This window comes from Pseudarthrobacter sp. NPDC058329, assembly GCF_042879835.1.
GTDB lineage: Bacteria > Actinomycetota > Actinomycetes > Actinomycetales > Micrococcaceae > Arthrobacter.
Window position 1 is genome coordinate 156,882 of record NZ_JBHVZR010000007.1, and the last position, 16,691, is coordinate 173,572.

A 16,691-nucleotide genomic window follows, 5' to 3' on the forward strand; every position below is an offset into this window, starting at 1 on the left:
ACGGCTCGAATTCAATGAGTGTCCGTTTCTGCACTGAAATTCTGTTTTCACTGAGGTCCGCAGCACTGCGCCGGAGCGCACTGATGCCACCTACTTTAGTGGCCTGCACCACGTCCCAATAGCACAGCGGCGCCGGTTCCCGGAGATTGTTTACAAGTTGTTACCAACCAGTAAGGGTGCCGCGGGACCCGCGGCACCCCTACTGTCCAGCTGTTACAGCCCGGACTGGAGGCGGACCAGCATCTTGCCGGTGTTGGCCCCGTCGAGCAGGTCCATAAACGCCTGCGGAGCGTTCTCGAGCCCGTCAACGATGGTTTCGTCGTACTGCACGGTGCCGTCAGCCAGCCAGCCGGCCATCGTCGCGGCAAACTCGGCGGCGTGCTGCTGCTGACCGCCTACCAGGAAGCCCCTGAGGGTGAGTTGCTTACCGATGGCCAGCATGAGGTTGCGCGGAGCCGGAGTCGGTTCCGTCGAGTTGTACTGGGCGATGGCTCCGCACATTGCCACCCGGCCCCCGACGTTGAGGGCGGCCAAGGCTGCCTCGAGGTGCTCGCCGCCCACGTTGTCGAAATAGACATCGATGCCGGCCGGGCCGGCCGCCTTTTCCAACTGTTCGCGTACCGGGCCGTCGTGGTAATCGAAGGCCGCGTCGAAGCCGAGCTCAAGGAGCCGTGCCACCTTCGCCGGCGAGCCGGCCGAGCCGATGACGCGCGAGGCGCCCATCGCCTTGGCAATCTGGCCCACCAGCGAACCCACGGCACCGGCCGCGCCGGAGACGAACACGGCGTCACCGGTTTTGAACTCAGCCACCTTCAGCAGTCCGGCGTAAGCGGTCAGCCCAGTCATGCCGAGGGCACCAAGGAATGCAGAGGCCGGCGCCAGGTCAGTCCGCGCCGGCTTGGCAGCTCCGCCGTCCACCACGGCGTACTCACGCCAGCCGAGGCCGTGCACTACAACGTCCCCTTCCCGATGTTCCGGGGACCGCGACGCGATCACCTCGCCCACCGCACCGCCGTCGAGCGCTTTGTCCAGGGCGAACGGCGCAGAGTACGACTTGGCGTCGTTCATGCGACCACGCATGTAGGGGTCAACTGAGATGTAGAGGTTCCGGACCAGGATTTGGCCGTCCCGCAGCCCGGGCAGGGGCGACTCGGCCAGCCGGAAGTTCTCGTCTGCAGGGCGGCCTACGGGGCGGGAGGCAAGCTGGATTTCACGGGTGGTGGCAGGAAGGGTTCCGAGGCTCATGCGGCGAACTCCATGATCCTGATGTCCACGGTGATGTTTCCCCGCGTAGCGTTGGAGTACGGGCAAATCTGGTGCGCCTTGGCAACCAGTGCCTCTGCGGTGGCCAAATCCAGTGCGGGCAGCGCGATTTCCAGTTCCGCGGCGAGCCCGAAGCCAGCGTCGTCCAGCTGGCCGAGGTGGACTTTGGCAGCCACTGCCGAATCGGTCAGGTCGGCCCGTTCCTTGCGGCCCACCAGGCGGAGTGCGGAGTGGAAGCAGGCTGCATATCCGGCGGCAAAGAGCTGCTCGGGATTGGTTCCCTGCCCGTTTCCGCCCAGCTCCACGGGGCTGGACAGTGTGAGGTCCAGCTTGCCGTCGTTGGTGCGCGCATTGCCGTCGCGTCCTTCGCCCGAGGCAAGCGCCTCGGCGGTGTAAAGAGCTTTCACGGTAGATCCGTCCTGTTCTGTTGAAAACTTCGTGGGGGCTGATGCTGTCAGTGGCTGTTGTGCAGGGCGGCCGTGAGCCGGCCCAGGGTGCTGTGGAGCTGATCGAGCTCCTCGGGCGTAAGCCCCGCAGCCTCTGCCAGACGTTTGGGAATGGCGCCGGCTTTTCCGCTGAGTTCCCGTCCGGCGGCCGTCAGGTGGATGGCGACCCGGCGCTCGTCCTCGGCGGACCTGCGGCGCTCCACCAGGCCCAGTGACTCCAGGCGTTTCAGCAGGGGCGAGAGCGTGCCGGAATCCAGGCCCAGTTCCTCGCCCAGTTCCTTCACCCCGCGCGGCTCGTCCTCCCAAAGCACCAGCATCACCAGGTACTGGGGATAGGTGAGGCCGAGCTCATCAAGGACCGGCCGGTAGACGGCGGTCGCGGCGCGCGAGGCCGAGTAGAGCGCAAAGCACACCTGTCGGTTCAGCCGTGGAGCATCAGTCATGGAAATACTCTAGCGGGCAATTCAATTGTGCACAACTTAAATGCGCTGCCCGCCGCGGTTAGAGGTGAGGTTAGTGAAGCACGACGGCGTCGCGCACCTTCGGCCTAGAGGTCGCGGATAGTGCGCAGCGCCGCAGCGGTGAGGACCCTGATGCCAAGGCCCAGGGCGCGTTCATCGAGGATGTAGTCGCCGCGGTGGAGGTCATATTCCTCGCCGCCGGGAGTCTTAGTGCCGAGCCGCATCATGGCGCCGGGGAGTTCGGCGAGGAACCAGGCGAAGTCCTCCCCGCCCATGGACTGTGGGGTGAGCACCACGGCGCTTTCGCCGATTTCGGCGCGGGCGGACGCTTCGATAATGGCCGTTTCGTGCTCGGAGTTCACTACCGGAGGCACTCCCCTGGTGTGTTCAAGGCGCACGTCAACGCCATAGGGGGCAGCCACCTGGTGGACCACCTCATCCAGCAGCTCCCCGGCGGCGTGCCACGCTTCACGGTCCAGGCAGCGCATGGTTCCGGCCATGTAGCCGGTTCCGGGAATCGCGTTCGGTGCCGAGCCGGCGGACATCTGGCCCCACACCACCGAAACCCCGCTCCGTACGTCTACGCGGCGGGACAGGACGGCGGGAACGTTGACGGCGATCTGCGCCAGGGCGAACACGAGGTCCTCGGTCAGGTGCGGGCGGGACGTGTGGCCGCCTCGGCCGGAAAGTTCGATCCGGATAGTGTCCGAGGCCGAGGTGATGGCGCCGATGCGGGTACCGATCTTGCCCACCTCGATGCGTGGATCGCAATGCAGTGCCAGGATCCGGGGCACTCCCTCCAGGACGCCCTGCTCGATGCACGAGTGGGCACCGCCGGGCATGGTTTCCTCGGCAGGCTGGAAGATGATGCGGACAGTGGCGCCCAGCGGCTCCTCCTGGTGCATCCGGTGCAGAATCAAGGCGATGCCGAGCATGGTGGTGGTGTGGACGTCGTGGCCGCACGCATGGGTCACGCCATGGTTCTTTGAGGCGAAGGGCAGACCCGTTTCCTCGATGATGGGCAAGGCATCAATATCGCCGCGCAGCGCCGTCGCGATGGGCCCTTCGCCCACGTCGACGGTGAGTCCGGTGCCCTCCAGCCGGCGCGGCTTCAAGCCCGCGGCTTCGAGCCTGTCAGCCAGCTTGTCCGTGGTGCGGAATTCCTTGAAGGACAGTTCCGGGTGCGCATGCAGGTCCCGGCGGAAATCGATCAGTTCCGGCAGGAGCGGCTCAAGCCAGGGAGCCACCAGGGCGGTGGGCTCGGCTTCGGTAGTGTAATTGCGCACTGGTTCACTCTAGCGAGGGTCGCTGGAATACGGGCCATCGCGGTCCCCGCGTTACATCCGCGGGCCGCCCCGCCTCAGAGAACGTCGGTATCCCCGCTGGCTTTGAGGGCATCAACGGCGGCCTTGACCCGCTGTGAGTTGGCCATGGTGGTCACCAGCAGTGCGTCCGGGGTATCGACGATAACAACGTCCTGGATGCCGATCAGCGCGATCACCCGCTTGGTGTCGGTGACCACTACTCCGCTGGAGTTCTCGGTGAAGACGCGCGCACCCTCACCGAGCACCGTAACGTCGTCCACTTCCTTGGCACTGTTCAGCCTGCCCACGGAAGCGAAGTCGCCGACGTCGTCCCACCTGAAGGAGCCAGGCACGACTGCGACGTCCCCGGCTTCGGCGGCCGGTTCGGCAACGGCGTAGTCAATGGCAATTTTGGGCAGCGTGGGCCAGACCCGCGCCGTGACCTCGTCGCGGGCCGGGGTGTCCCAGGCGCGGGCGATTTCCTGCAGGCCCTGGAACAGCTCGGGCTGGTTGGCCTCAAGGTGCTTGAGCAACAACGCAACCGGAGCGACAAACATGCCCGCGTTCCAGACGTAATTGCCGCTGTCCACGTACTGCTGGGCCACTTCTTCGTTCGGTTTCTCAACGAACTCCACCACATCCTGCGCACTGGGCGCGCCCTCGATGCGCAGGTCCTGCCCTGAACGGATGTACCCGAAGCCGGTGGACGGGTGGGTGGGCTTGATGCCAATGGTCACAATTTTGCCCGCAGCGGCGGTATGGACCGCTTCACGGACCGCCTGCTGGAAGAGGTTGTCCGGGCTGATCACCTGGTCGGCTGCGAAGGAACCCATGATGGTGTCCGGATCCCGCTCGTGCAGGATGGCCGCGGCCAGGCCGATGGCCGCGCCGGAATCCTTGGGCTCGGACTCCAGGACGAGGTCCGCTTCCTGAACTTCCGGAAGCTGCCGGCACACCGCATCACGGTGCGCCTGCCCGGTCACCACCAGCACCCGGCTGCCCGCAAGAGGGTGCAGCCGGTCATAGGTGGCGCGCAGCAGCGTGCTGCCCGAACCGGTGAGATCGTGCAGGAATTTGGGAGCGGCGGCTCGTGACAGGGGCCAGAGGCGGGTCCCCACTCCGCCTGCCGGAATCACCGCGATGAAGCGGTCAAGGGGTGAAGCCGGGCTTGTCACTTTGTCTGTACTCATCAAGGCCTACTTTAGCCGACCCGTTGCCAGCGGCCCCTTCCCACTCCCCCCTGCTGCAACATAAAACGGCACGAACTGCAGGAAATTGTGGCGTTTGTCTCATTAATCCGCAGATTCCTTGCCGTTGCTGGGCACCAAGGAGTTCCTAAATTGAATAAGCTGTTAGCGGAGCCTAGATTTAGGCTCCGAGCTACGAGTGCTCTCGCAGCAGGCGTTCCCCCCGCGTGGATCTCATGCCAGCGCCGCTGTGTTGCAGGGAGGTTTATCAGTGCCGACAAAACCAGCTGGCACCTTGTACCGCGGCCGTGAAGGCATGTGGTCCTGGGTAGGACACCGAATTACCGGTGTAGTGATCTTTTTCTTCTTGTTGGTCCATGTCCTGGACACCTCCTTGGTACGGGTGTCTCCGGAGGCCTACACCGCGGTGATCGGTGCTTACAAGAACCCCCTGATGGCCCTGGGTGAAACCGGCCTTGTTGCCGCCATCGTTTTCCACGCTTTCAACGGCCTGCGCATCATCGCGGTGGACTTCTGGAAGAAGGGCGCCAAGTACCAGCGCCAGATGCTCTGGGCAGTCCTGGGCCTCTGGGTGGTCACTATGGTCGCCTTCTCCATCCGCCACCTGTCCCTCGCGCTCGGAGGTCACTAAGCCATGTCTGCAACGATCGAGAGCCCGCGCAGCGGGCGCATCGCACCCCAGTACCGCCGCACCGGCGGAAGCCGGGGCAACTTCGAGATGATCGCCTGGCTGTTCATGCGGCTCTCCGGCGTGGTGCTGGTAGTCCTCATCTTCGGCCACCTGTTTGTGAACCTCCTGGTAGGCGAAGGCATCCACGCCATCGACTTCGGTTTTGTGGCCGGCAAGTGGGCCGACCCGTTCTGGCAATTCTGGGACCTCACCATGCTGTGGCTGGCCATGCTGCACGGCACCAACGGCGTCCGCACCATCATCAACGACTACGCCGAAAAGGATTCAACCCGCCGCTGGCTGAAGACGGTCCTCTACTCGGCCACCGTCGTCATCATCGTGCTGGGCACCCTGGTGATCTTCACCTTCGACCCGTGCCCCGTGGTTGACGGCGTTCCCCTGCCTGGCGGATTCTGCCCTGCCTAGCACCGGCAACGTCCCGGGCCCGCGGGTACAACCGCGGGCCTTGTTTTGCGGCGCGGGCATCGCCCGCCCGTTGTTTTATTGCGAATTTTGAGAGAAAGAGCGTCTGGTATGCAGGTCCATAAGTACGACGTCGTCATCGTCGGTGCCGGTGGCGCTGGCATGCGCGCCGCGATCGAATCCGGTCAACGCGCCCGCACAGCAGTACTGACCAAGCTCTACCCCACCCGCTCGCACACTGGTGCGGCGCAGGGTGGCATGTGTGCAGCCCTTGCCAACGTCGAGGAAGACAACTGGGAGTGGCACACGTTCGATACCGTCAAGGGCGGCGACTACCTGGTGGACCAGGACGCAGCAGAGGTCATGGCCAAAGAGGCCATCGACGCCGTGCTGGACCTGGAAAAGATGGGCCTGCCCTTCAACCGCACGCCCGAAGGACGCATTGACCAGCGCCGGTTCGGCGGCCACACCCGCGACCACGGCAAGGCTCCCGTCCGCCGTGCATGCTACGCCGCGGACCGGACCGGCCACATGATCCTGCAGACGCTGTACCAGAACTGCGTCAAGCACAACGTTGAGTTCTACAACGAGTACTACGTCCTGGACCTGCTGACGGTCGAAGAGGACGCAGTCCGCGAAGACGGCACGCCATACAAGCAGAAGCGCGTTGCCGGCGTGGTCTCCTACGACCTCGCATCCGGTGAGCTGCACGTGTTCCAGGCCAAGTCCGTGGTGTTCGCCTCCGGCGGCGCCGGCAAGGTCTTCAAAACCACCTCCAACGCCCACACCCTGACCGGTGACGGCATGGGCATCGCGTTCCGCCGCGGCATCCCCCTGGAAGACATGGAGTTCTTCCAGTTCCACCCGACCGGCCTCGCCGGCCTGGGCATCCTGCTGTCCGAAGCCGCCCGCGGTGAAGGTGCCATCCTCCGCAACTCGGAGGGTGAGCGCTTCATGGAGCGTTACGCCCCCACCATCAAGGACCTGGCGCCCCGTGACATCGTGGCCCGTTCCATGGCCAACGAGGTCCGCGAAGGCCGCGGCTGCGGCCCCAACAAGGACTACGTCCTCCTGGACCTCACGCACCTGGAACCGGCGCACATTGATGCCAAGCTTCCGGACATCACCGAGTTTGCCCGCACCTACCTTGGTGTTGAGCCCTACACGGAGCCGGTTCCTGTTTTCCCGACCGCCCACTACGCCATGGGCGGCATCCCCACCAACATCACCACCGAGGTCCTGCAGGACAACGACACCGTGGTCCCCGGCCTGTACGCGGCCGGCGAGGTGGCATGCGTCTCCGTCCACGGCTCCAACCGCCTGGGCACCAACTCGCTGTTGGACATCAACGTGTTCGGCAAGCGCGCCGGTATCGCGGCGGCTGAGTACGCCAAAACGGCCGAGTTCGTGGAGCTGCCGGCGAACCCGCTGGAGTACACCACCGAACTGCTGGACATTGCCCGCAACGGCACCGGCGACGAAAAGGTGGCCCAGATCCGCAAGGAACTGCAGGACACCATGGACGCCAACATGCAGGTGTTCCGCACCGCCGAGACCCTGGACCAGGTGCTGCGGGATATCGCTTCCTTCGAGGAGCGGTACAAGCGCATCAACGTCCAGGACAAGGGCAAGCGCTTCAACCTTGACCTGCTCGAGGCTGTTGAACTGGGCTTCCTGCTGGAGCTGGCCAAGGTCATGACGGTGGCAGCCCTGCACCGCGAGGAATCCCGTGGCGGGCACTTCCGCGAGGACTTCCCGGACCGCAACGACGAGAAATTTATGAAGCACTCCATGGCGTACAAGGACGACCACGCCCCGGCGGACGGATCGGCAGAAGCAATTGCCGGAATCCGCCTGGCCACGAAGCCGGTTGTCTTTACCCGCTACGAGCCGATGGTGAGGAAGTACTAAGATGACCGCTGAAATCGCTGAGCCAGCCTCAAAGATTGAACTGCCTGCCGGCGTCGGCGGTGGCGGCGAAATCCCCACGTTCGATGTGCACATGCGCGTCCGCCGGTACAACCCGGAGGTTTCCGAGGAAGCCACCTGGGATGATTTCCACCTCACCATGTACGGCACGGACCGCGTCCTTGATGCCCTGCACAAGGTCAAGTGGGAAACGGACGGCAGCCTGTCCTTCCGCCGCTCCTGCGCCCACGGCGTGTGCGGCTCGGACGCCATGCGCATCAACGGCCGGAACCGCCTTGCGTGCAAAACACTGCTGAAGGACCTGGACACGTCCAAGCCCATCACGGTGGAACCCATCAAGGGCCTGCCGGTGGAGAAGGACCTCATTGTGGACATGGAGCCGTTCTTCCAGTCCTACCGCGAGGTTATGCCGTTCCTGATCAACAAGGGCCACGAACCCACCAAGGAACGCCTGCAGTCCGCCGAGGACCGTGAGCGCTTTGATGACACCACCAAGTGCATCCTGTGCGCTGCCTGCACGTCCTCCTGCCCGGTGTTCTGGACCGACGGCCAGTACTTCGGCCCGGCGGCGATCGTCAACGCGCACCGCTTCATCTTCGATTCCCGTGATGACGCAGGCGACATGCGCCTGGAGATCCTCAACGACAAGGAAGGTGTGTGGCGCTGCCGCACCACCTTCAACTGCTCGGAAGCATGCCCCCGCGGCATCCAGGTGACCCAGGCCATCCAAGAGGTCAAGCAGGCCATTCTTTCCCGCAAGATCTGACCAAGGATCCACCGGACGACGGCGCCGTTCCCCACCCGTGGGGGATTGGCGCCGTCGTTGTTTATCAGTGAGGCACCTCCGGATGAGCTATCAGTTCTGGTTCCCAAAACACCAGTTTGGGAACCAAAACTGATAGGGCATCCGCATTGAAGAAAGGGGACGACATGTCCCGCTCTGAAAAAGTTTCCTTCGCAGGTTCCACCGGCGAGATTCTCTCCGGCATCATCGACGTTCCCGAGGGCCCGGTGAAAGGTTGGGGTGTCTTCTCCCACGGGTTCACGCTGGGCAAGGACGCGCCCTCTGCGTCGCGGATGTGCAAGGCGCTGGCGGACAGCGGGGTGGGCATGCTGCGGTTCGACAACCTGGGCCTGGGCGGTTCCGCCGGCGAGTGGTCCGCGGGTTCCTTCAGCCATAAGGTGGCGGACACGGTGAAGGCGGCGGAATATATGCGGAGCGAGGGGAAGCAGATCTCCCTGCTGGTGGGCCATTCGTTCGGCGGCGCCGCAGTGCTTGCCGCAGCGCGCGAAATTCCTGAGCTCGACGCCGTCGCTACCGTTGGGGCGCCCTTCTCACCCAAGCACGTGGCACACGTCTTCGACGCCGCCCTGGACAAGATCCTGAGCGAAGGCAGCGCGGAGGTGGACCTGGGCGGGAAGCGGGTGGAGATCCGCAAGCACTTTGTCGAGGACCTGGAGAACGCCGACCTGACGGACTGCATCAAGCGGCTGCACAAGCCGCTGATGGTCCTGCACTCCCCCACGGACAACACGGTGGGCATCGAAAATGCCAGCACCATCTTCCAGACGGCCCGCCACCCTCGGAACTTCGTGTCCCTGGAAGGCAGCGACCACCTCCTGACCGGCAAGGGCCAGGCGGCACGCGCCGGCCGGATTATCGCTGCCTGGGCCGACCAATACCTCGACGCCGGCCAGTAGCCGGTGCGGCACCACCTGTGTGGACAGGGGCCTTGCCGGGCTGGACGGGAACCTTCCCCGGCTGGACCTGCCGGGCTCCCCACATGCCCTTCTCATGGCCCGGTGGCTGGTGCTTGAGGTCCGCTTCCCGGACGGCCGCCCACCCGGCGGAGACAAGGTAGACCTGGCTCACCAGGTTGAACCAGATCAGCAAGCCGATGATGATGGCGAACGGCGCCAGGATGGGATTGCGTCCCGCGCCGGCCAGCAGTTCGGTGCTGAACACCTGCAGGACGGTAGTTCCCACGGCGGCCAGGACAGTGCCTTCGAGCAGCGCCCGGCGTGATAGCTTCAAGCTTCCGGCCAGCCGGAACATAATGATGGCCGTCACCCAGCTCAACACCAGGGGAACGCCGATCTTGATGGACGTGGTCAGCGGCCCGGCCACTACATCGTCGAGCCGCAGGAAGTCCGTAACCCACCCGGCCGCGGTGCCAAAAACCAGCGAAGCTCCGGCGCTGATGACGAGGGCCACTCCAAGCAGAAGGAGTGTGCCGGCGTCGCGCAGCTTTAAAAGGACGGGGTTGACCAGCAACGGGGGAAGCACCATAACGCCCCGCAGCCCGTCGCGCAGCCCGGCAATCCACCCCAGCGACGTGATCACCGTGACCACGGCCGCAACCAGCGCAGTCAGGCCCAGACCATCCGGGTTAAGCAGGTCCTGCGGATCGACGAGCCCTTCACCGCCGTTCAGCTTCAGGAGCCCGGGAGCACTTTGGGCGACGCTGCCGATGATGGTATCCAGGAGTGCTGGCTGTCCGCGCAGCACCAGTCCGGCGAGGGAGAAGCCGGTGGTGAGCAGGCCGGTGATGGAAAAGAACATGTTGAAGCCGATGCCGGCGCTCATCAACGGGCCGTGCTGGAGGGTGTAGTGCCGGAACGCGCGCATCGGGCGCAGGGCGTTGAGGCGGGCCAGGAGCCACTGGAACATGGCCATAATGGTGGCGAACGCGCCACCGCCGGCCCGGCGCGCCTTGCCGAGCACCATCCGCTTCTGGATGACGGCGAGCTTTAGCCGGGCTTGTTCAGTGGGAAGTGGCTGTTGTTCCGCTTCCTTCGGTTGCCGTGCCGGCGGCGTCCGCGAATCGGCGGCCGGCGTCGTTGTCAGTTTCGGTCCCAAAGTCCAGTTCTTCCCGTAGCTGCCAGATGCCGTCAGCATCGTGCTCGTAGAGTCCCATGCTAACCACGGGGAAGGTGGCCCTATAGCTCTTCAGCACCGTTTCGGCTTCATCGAGGCTTTCCGGGGCGACATCATGGGCGATGGTGACGTGCGGGTGGTAGGCAAAGGGCAGATCCCGCTCAAGGGGGCCCTGCTGGAGTTTCCCATGCAGGTCGACGCAGTCCTCGAAGCCGTCCTCCACGTTGATGAAGACCACCGGCGAAACCGGCCGGAACGTGCCGGTTCCGGCGATGGTTACTTTGAAGGGCCTTTGCTTCCGGGCTACCTGCCGGACATGTTCCCTGGTAGCTTCCCAGTCCTGGGTCGGTGTGGTGGTGACCAGGGTGATGTGGGCCGGCACCACGTCCGCGAGCGGGTCGCCGAACGAAGCACGCCAGCGCTGCAGCTCTTCCGCCACGTCGGGCGGAAAGCCCAGGATGACGCCCACACTGACGTCTTCCGTACGGGACGAGGTGGCGGCGGCCCTCCCGCCGGCGGCTTCCGCTGGGTCGCCTTGGGGGTTACCGGACATTCCCGCCACCTGGGTGGAGCGGGAGCCTTCCCTTGCGGTGACTTTGCTGGATGGCATGGCGCTAGCGGACTCCTGCAAGGGAGAGGGACGGCAGGAAGCCCATGCGCTCGTAAACCCGGCCCAGGGTTACTGAAGCGATCTCGCGGGCCCGCTCGGCGCCGTGTGCCAGCAGCCGGTCCAGTTCCGCCGGATCTGACATCAGCTCGTTGGTACGGTCACGGAGCGGCGTCACGAACTCCACCACCACCTCGGCGAGGTCCACCTTCAGATGGCCGTACATCTTGCCCTGGTACTCCGCTTCAAGGTCAGCCACCGACTTGCCCGTCAGGGACGAGTAGATGGTCAGCAGGTTCGAGACGCCGGGCTTTTCTTCGGGGTCGAACCGGATGTCAGTCCCGGCGTCGGTCACTGCGGACTTGATCCGTTTGGCCGCGGTCTTCGGGTCTTCCAGCAGCTGGATGGCGCCGTTGGGTGACTCACCCGTCTTGGACATCTTGGCGCTGGGGTTTTGGAGATCGTAGATCTTGGCGCGTTCCTTGACGATGGTGGCCTCCGGAACAGTGAACGTGGCACCGAACCTTGTGTTGAAGCGCTGGGCCAGGTTCCGGGTGAGTTCCAGGTGCTGGCGCTGGTCCTCCCCCACCGGTACCAGGTCCGTCTGGTACAGCAGGATGTCCGCGGCCATGAGGGTGGGGTAGGCGAACAGCCCCAGGGTGGCGGCGTCGGCGCCGGACTTCTGCGTCTTGTCCTTGAACTGGGTCATGCGGGAGGCTTCACCGAAACCGGTGATGCAGTTCAAGGCCCAGGCCAGCTGCGCGTGTTCGGGCACGTGGGACTGGACGAAGAAGATGCTCTTGTCCGGGTCGATGCCTGCGGCAATGTACTGGGCGGCCACGATGCGGGTTCGCCTTGCCAGTTCAGAGGGGTCGAAGTCCACGGTGATGGCATGCAGGTCCGGGATGAAGAAAACGGCGTCATACTCCGCCTGCATGTCCACCCAGTTGCGGACCGCGCCGATGTAGTTGCCGAGGTGCAGGGAATCGGCAGTGGGCTTGGCGCCGGAAAGGATGCGCTTTTTGGTCACCGGGGAAGTCTGGCTAGTCATTGGGGAAACCTTCGGGGCTCAGAGCTGGTAATCCACTACCAGCGGGGCATGGTCGGAGAAGCGGGTGTCCCACGAGGCCGCCCGGTCCACCACCGCGGAGATGGCGGCGGAAGCCAGGCCGGGGGTGGCCAGGTGGTAGTCGATGCGCCAGCCGGTATCGTTGTCGAACGCCTTTCCGCGCTGGGACCACCACGTGTAGGGACCGTCGACCTCGCCGGCCAGGTTCCGGTGGACGTCCTGCCAGCCGATCTCCTCACCGAAGAAGCGGTCAAAGTAGGCGCGTTCCTCCGGCAGGTGGCCTGCCTTCTTGACGTTGGCCTTCGAGTTCCGGATGTCCCGGGGCGTATGGGCAACGTTGAGGTCGCCCACCACCAGGGCGTGGTCGCTGTGCTTGGTCAGTTCCGGGAGGCGGGTGCTCATGACGTCGAGGAACCGGAATTTGTCGTCCTGCTTGGGCGTGCCCACCTCGCCTGAGTGCACATAGGCGCTCGCCACGGTGAGCTGGACGGGGTGTCCGGCCGCATCGGCGAACCGGAAGTCAGCCTCCACCCAGCGGCCGGCGGTGGCGAAGTAGTCGTCACCGATGCCGTTCCGTGTATCCAGGGGTTCTTCGCGGGAAGCGATGGCGACGCCGGCGCGGCCTTTGGCTTCAGCCTCGGCGTGCAGGATGTGCCAGCCGTCACCCAGCAGCTGCCGGACAATCGCGTCCGGGGCCCGGACTTCCTGCAAACAGAGGATGTCCACTTCGCGCGGCTCAAGCCACGCCGCCATGCCGTTTTTGTAAGCCGCCCGAAGGCCGTTGACGTTAACGGATGCGATGCGAAGGTGGTCCTTCTTCAATGCCGAGATCACCCGCTCCACTCTAGTCGATGATGGTTCCGGTGACCGGCTCTCCGCTGCCGCCGGAGGACTTGATCATGTCCCTTGCATTCGTGGCTGTGATCTCGATGGTTTCCAGTGCCCGGTTAATGGTGTCCTGGTTGGCGGCCGCACCCTTGGCACGCTCCTCTTCCACCACGCGGATCTGCACCTGGACGATTTTGAAGGAGTGGTCCAGCTTGAGGTCCCGGACCTCTTCGGCCTGGCCGCGCTCGGCAACAACACGGGTCCCGCCCTGGTCGGCCCCGGCGTAGGGGCCGCGGCCCGCGGCCGTAGTGAAGGCATTCTGGGCCTCGGTCAGCTTGGCTCCGGCTTTCTTGGCGGCCTTCTGGATGCTGAAGACCACAAAGCACGCGAGGGCGAGCCAGAAGGCGGCGATGACGGCAACAACCCAGCCCACGACGTCGTTCTGGTTGGCCGCGAAGATGACGGCCACCACGAATGCGGTGACGAGGATCATCAGTCCGGGCCCGCTGATCCGGAACATGGAGAATCCGCCCTTGGCGGGTTTGGAGGATGAAGTGGAGTTGCCCAGAGATTGCATGCCCCCATTGTCTCAAATACCGGAGTATGCTCCCGCCGTCTTCCACCCCCGGCGAACAACCCCCTCCCCGGCCCAATTGACTCGCAGTTAGCGCACCCAAAACGCGTTTTGAGCACGTTATGTGCCAGCCACTTGGGGTGGCCGGGCTACTTGAGGAAGAGCTGCCGCAACCGCACGGTGGTGAGCAGCATTCCGACGGCGGTCATCACCAGGTAGTAGCCCACGTGGATGGGAGTGGCCGCCGTGAACGTGCCCACGCTGATCTGGCGCAGCAGCTCAACCCCGTGCCACAGCGGCATGGCCTGGATGAGCCACTGGACCGCCTGCGGGTACACGCTCAGGGGATAGAACGTGGCGCTGAACAGGAACATGGGCAGCATGATGAAGTTGATCCAGTCCATCTGCTGGAACGTCTTCAGGAAGCTGGTGATCCCCATCCCGATGCTGGCAAACCCGAAAGCGATGAGGACGGAGGCCGGGATCATCAGCAGCGCCCAGGGCGTGGTGATCAGGCCCATCATGCCCATCACGGCTGTGAACCCCATGGCGTAGAGGAGTCCGCGCAGCAGGGCAAGGAAGATCTCCCCCAGTGCCACGTCCAGCGGCCCCAGCGACGTGTACAGCATGCCCTGGTACAGCTTCGCGAAGTTCATCTTGAAGAACACGTTCCACGTTGAGTCGTAGACTGCGCCGTTCATCGCGGAGACTGCCAGCAGTGCCGGGGCAATGTAGGCGGCGTAGCTGATCTCCCCGCCGCCCGGGCCCTGAACCGAACCCACAATGGCCCCGAGCCCCACTCCCATGGAGATCAGGAACAGGACCGGTTCGAAGAAGCCCGATAGCATCACCAGCCAGTTGGTGCTCTTTGTCGCCAGGAGGCCACGCGCAATCACCGCCCTGGCATTCCGGGAATACAGCGGGCCGAACGTCCGGTTGCGGGCTTCCTCCGCAGCACTCGCCACGGGCAGCCCGGCGCTCATCGGCCCATCCTTAGGGCGAACTGCCGCCGGGTCAGGATCCAGCCCAGCACTGCCAGGCCCACCAGCACCGCTGCATGAAGGATGGTCAGCAGCGGCAGCTCCTGGTACCCGTAGCTGAAGACGCGGCCCAGTTCGGTGCCGTGCCAGATCGGTGAGATCCAGCCGATCCACCGCACTGCCAGCGGGAGGCTGTCCAGCGGAAAGAACGTGCCGGAGAAAAGGAACAGCGGCATCACGATGAAGCGCATCACCAGCGCGAACTGGCCCTTGTCATCGGTGATGGACGCGGCGTAAGCCATCAGCGGCAAACCAAAGGAGAGGCCCGCCAAGGTGGCTACCAGGATGGTGACCCAGCCCCAGCCGCCGGGCGCAGCACCAAAAAGGGCCACTGCCGCGAAGTAGACGGCGGACTGCAGCAGGAACCGCAGGGTCACCGCCATGATGTGGCCGGCCGCGATCTGCCGGGGCGTCAGCGGCGAGGCGTGCGGCCCGTAGTAGGTCCGGCGCCATTTAAACCCGTCCATCACGGGGAAAGTGAATTCGTTGGCGGCTGTCATGACTGCCGCGGAGACCACCAGTGCCGGCGCCACGAACGTCACGTAGTCCACTCCCCCAAAGGCTCCCGCACCCTGCGAGTCAACCAGGGTGGCCAGGCCCACGCCCATGGCAAACAGGTAGGCCACCGGGTGGCCCACGCTGTACATAACGATGGACCAGCTGTACCCCTTCATCACCCGGAGCACCTGCTCGGCATAGTAGAAGGCGCCCCAGCGCCTCGCCTTCGCCGCCGCTACCGCAGGGCTGTGCGCCCGGGCGCGCGCGGACGGGGCGTCAGGGGCATCAGCTTTCAACCCCGCCCCCCGTCCTCACTCAACGAGGCTCCGGCCGGTCAGCCGAAGGAAGACATCCTCCAGTGATGACCTGCGCACCAGCGATGTCAGCGGCCGCAGGCCGCGGGACGCTACCTGCTCAAGGGCGCTCTCGCCGTCGTGCGCGTAAATCAGCACGCGGTCCGGCAGGACCTCCAGCCGCTCCCCGATGCCGTCCAGCTCCGCGGAGATGGTGGTGTTCCGTTCGGAGCCGAAACGCAGCTCAACCACTTCCCGGGTGGAGTGCTCGCGGATCAGCTGCGCCGGGGACCCCTCGGCCATGATCCGGCCCTTGTCCACCACAATGAGCCGGTCGCAGAGCTGCTCGGCCTCGTCCATGTAGTGCGTGGTCAGGATCAGTGTGACGCCCTGTTCCTTGAGCCGGAACAGCCGGTCCCAGAGGATATGCCGGGCCTGCGGGTCCAGCCCGGTGGTGGGCTCGTCCAGCAGCAGGATCCGCGGTTCGTTGATCAGCGAACGGGCGATGGTCAGCCGCCGTTTCATGCCTCCGGACAGCGCGTCCACCTTGGACCTGGCCTTGTCCGTCAGCTGAGCGAACTCCAGCAGCTCATCGGCCTTCGGCCTCAGGTAGCTCATGGGCAGGCCGAAATAGCGGCCATACACCAGGAGGTTGTCCCGGACCCGGAGCTCCTCGTCCAGGTTGTCCTGCTGCGGCACTACTCCCAGGTGGGCGCGTACCTCCGGCCCGTGGGAATCGGGGTCGAGGCCCATGATGTGGAGGTTGCCGGACGTCCGCCGGGTGACTCCGCCGATCATCTTCATGGTGGTGGATTTGCCGGCGCCGTTGGGCCCGAGCAGGCCGAATGACTCCCCCGCCGGGACGGTGAAGGAGATGCCGTCCACTGCCGCCACGTCGCCGTAGGTTTTGCGCAGGTTTTCTGCGGTGATGACGATGCGGCTGGCTTCGGGGTCGGGCTCTGCGTCGGGCTGGACAGCTCCGGCTGCGGCGCCGGAGGACACGGTGGCTTTGTTGTGCACCCTCCGCAGACTAGTAGAGCTGCCGGGAAGGTGGAAGAGGGCTTTCAGTTCTCTTTGGCGTCCCGCTGGTTAAAGCCCGACGGCGGTCCGCCCCTCGTGCACAAGGGGGGGACCGCCGGCGGGGGGGTGGTAAGGGGGACTAACTGGGGATTCCCGGGCCGCGTTTATTTGACGCCAGGC

The 16,691-nt window shown here is 64.8% G+C and carries 18 protein-coding genes; 5 read left to right on the plus strand and 13 right to left on the minus strand.

Annotation, left to right across the window (positions count from 1 at the left end; all coding sequences use genetic code 11):
- Positions 1 to 213: 213 nt before the first annotated feature.
- The 5 genes from ACFVYC_RS11785 to ACFVYC_RS11805 all read right to left on the minus strand — a co-directional run bounded on the left by ACFVYC_RS11785 (position 214) and on the right by ACFVYC_RS11805 (position 4,664).
- Entirely contained in the window at positions 214 to 1,245 is a 1,032-nt protein-coding gene (locus ACFVYC_RS11785; protein WP_387550024.1) for an NADP-dependent oxidoreductase, read from the minus strand.
- The gene (locus ACFVYC_RS11790; RefSeq protein WP_387550026.1) at positions 1,242 to 1,670 is read right to left on the minus strand and encodes an organic hydroperoxide resistance protein; all 429 of its coding nucleotides are present in this window, start codon (positions 1,668 to 1,670) and stop codon (positions 1,242 to 1,244) included. The genes ACFVYC_RS11785 and ACFVYC_RS11790 overlap by 4 nt, the downstream gene beginning before the upstream one ends.
- Before the next feature lie 47 nt (positions 1,671 to 1,717).
- A complete protein-coding gene (locus tag ACFVYC_RS11795) occupies positions 1,718 to 2,152 on the minus strand; it encodes a MarR family winged helix-turn-helix transcriptional regulator (protein ID WP_387550028.1) in 435 nt (144 codons plus the stop codon).
- 104 nt (positions 2,153 to 2,256) lie between these two features.
- Entirely contained in the window at positions 2,257 to 3,456 is a 1,200-nt protein-coding gene (locus ACFVYC_RS11800) for an amidohydrolase (protein WP_387550030.1), read from the minus strand.
- A 74-nt stretch (positions 3,457 to 3,530) separates the two neighbouring features.
- Positions 3,531 to 4,664, minus strand: a complete 1,134-nt coding sequence (locus tag ACFVYC_RS11805; RefSeq protein WP_387550031.1) for a mannose-1-phosphate guanylyltransferase — start codon at positions 4,662 to 4,664, stop codon at positions 3,531 to 3,533.
- A gap of 268 nt (positions 4,665 to 4,932) precedes the next feature.
- On the opposite strand from ACFVYC_RS11805, the gene sdhC reads away from it, so the two are divergent.
- From sdhC to ACFVYC_RS11830, 5 genes are all read left to right on the plus strand, one after another.
- Positions 4,933 to 5,313 (plus strand): succinate dehydrogenase, cytochrome b556 subunit, encoded by a 381-nt coding sequence (gene sdhC / locus ACFVYC_RS11810; protein WP_015936418.1) that lies wholly within the window; start codon positions 4,933 to 4,935, stop codon positions 5,311 to 5,313.
- Between the two features lie 3 nt (positions 5,314 to 5,316).
- Complete coding sequence (locus ACFVYC_RS11815; protein ID WP_050055919.1) at positions 5,317 to 5,778, plus strand: succinate dehydrogenase hydrophobic membrane anchor subunit; 462 nt, start codon at positions 5,317 to 5,319, stop codon at positions 5,776 to 5,778.
- Between the two features lie 108 nt (positions 5,779 to 5,886).
- On the plus strand, positions 5,887 to 7,686 hold the full coding sequence (gene sdhA, locus ACFVYC_RS11820) for a succinate dehydrogenase flavoprotein subunit (RefSeq protein WP_387550033.1): 1,800 nt from the start codon (positions 5,887 to 5,889) through the stop codon (positions 7,684 to 7,686).
- A gap of 1 nt (position 7,687) precedes the next feature.
- Positions 7,688 to 8,470, plus strand: coding sequence for a succinate dehydrogenase iron-sulfur subunit (locus ACFVYC_RS11825; protein WP_387550035.1), 783 nt, complete (start codon positions 7,688 to 7,690; stop codon positions 8,468 to 8,470).
- A 164-nt stretch (positions 8,471 to 8,634) separates the two neighbouring features.
- The gene (locus ACFVYC_RS11830) at positions 8,635 to 9,405 is read left to right on the plus strand and encodes an alpha/beta hydrolase family protein (protein ID WP_387550037.1); all 771 of its coding nucleotides are present in this window, start codon (positions 8,635 to 8,637) and stop codon (positions 9,403 to 9,405) included.
- Here the strand turns inward: ACFVYC_RS11830 and ACFVYC_RS11835 are convergent.
- The 8 genes from ACFVYC_RS11835 to ACFVYC_RS11870 all read right to left on the minus strand — a co-directional run bounded on the left by ACFVYC_RS11835 (position 9,362) and on the right by ACFVYC_RS11870 (position 16,511).
- Positions 9,362 to 10,432 carry a YihY/virulence factor BrkB family protein gene (locus ACFVYC_RS11835; protein ID WP_387550099.1) on the minus strand — a complete coding sequence of 357 codons (1,071 nt, stop codon included), beginning with the start codon at positions 10,430 to 10,432 and terminating at the stop codon, positions 9,362 to 9,364. The genes ACFVYC_RS11830 and ACFVYC_RS11835 overlap by 44 nt on opposite strands.
- Before the next feature lie 37 nt (positions 10,433 to 10,469).
- Positions 10,470 to 11,192 carry a 2'-5' RNA ligase family protein gene (locus tag ACFVYC_RS11840; protein WP_387550038.1) on the minus strand — a complete coding sequence of 241 codons (723 nt, stop codon included), beginning with the start codon at positions 11,190 to 11,192 and terminating at the stop codon, positions 10,470 to 10,472.
- A gap of 4 nt (positions 11,193 to 11,196) precedes the next feature.
- A complete protein-coding gene (gene trpS, locus ACFVYC_RS11845) occupies positions 11,197 to 12,240 on the minus strand; it encodes a tryptophan--tRNA ligase (RefSeq protein ID WP_387550040.1) in 1,044 nt (347 codons plus the stop codon).
- Between the two features lie 18 nt (positions 12,241 to 12,258).
- On the minus strand, positions 12,259 to 13,092 hold the full coding sequence (locus ACFVYC_RS11850) for an exodeoxyribonuclease III (RefSeq protein ID WP_387550042.1): 834 nt from the start codon (positions 13,090 to 13,092) through the stop codon (positions 12,259 to 12,261).
- A gap of 10 nt (positions 13,093 to 13,102) precedes the next feature.
- Positions 13,103 to 13,663: a hypothetical protein gene (locus tag ACFVYC_RS11855; protein ID WP_387550044.1), complete on the minus strand. Its 561-nt coding sequence runs from the start codon at positions 13,661 to 13,663 to the stop codon at positions 13,103 to 13,105.
- A gap of 146 nt (positions 13,664 to 13,809) precedes the next feature.
- Positions 13,810 to 14,643 (minus strand): ABC transporter permease, encoded by an 834-nt coding sequence (locus ACFVYC_RS11860; RefSeq protein ID WP_387550045.1) that lies wholly within the window; start codon positions 14,641 to 14,643, stop codon positions 13,810 to 13,812.
- On the minus strand, positions 14,640 to 15,494 hold the full coding sequence (locus ACFVYC_RS11865; protein WP_387550047.1) for an ABC transporter permease: 855 nt from the start codon (positions 15,492 to 15,494) through the stop codon (positions 14,640 to 14,642). The genes ACFVYC_RS11860 and ACFVYC_RS11865 overlap by 4 nt, the downstream gene beginning before the upstream one ends.
- A 15-nt stretch (positions 15,495 to 15,509) precedes the next feature.
- Positions 15,510 to 16,511, minus strand: coding sequence for an ABC transporter ATP-binding protein (locus ACFVYC_RS11870; RefSeq protein WP_387550048.1), 1,002 nt, complete (start codon positions 16,509 to 16,511; stop codon positions 15,510 to 15,512).
- Positions 16,512 to 16,691 lie beyond the last annotated feature (180 nt).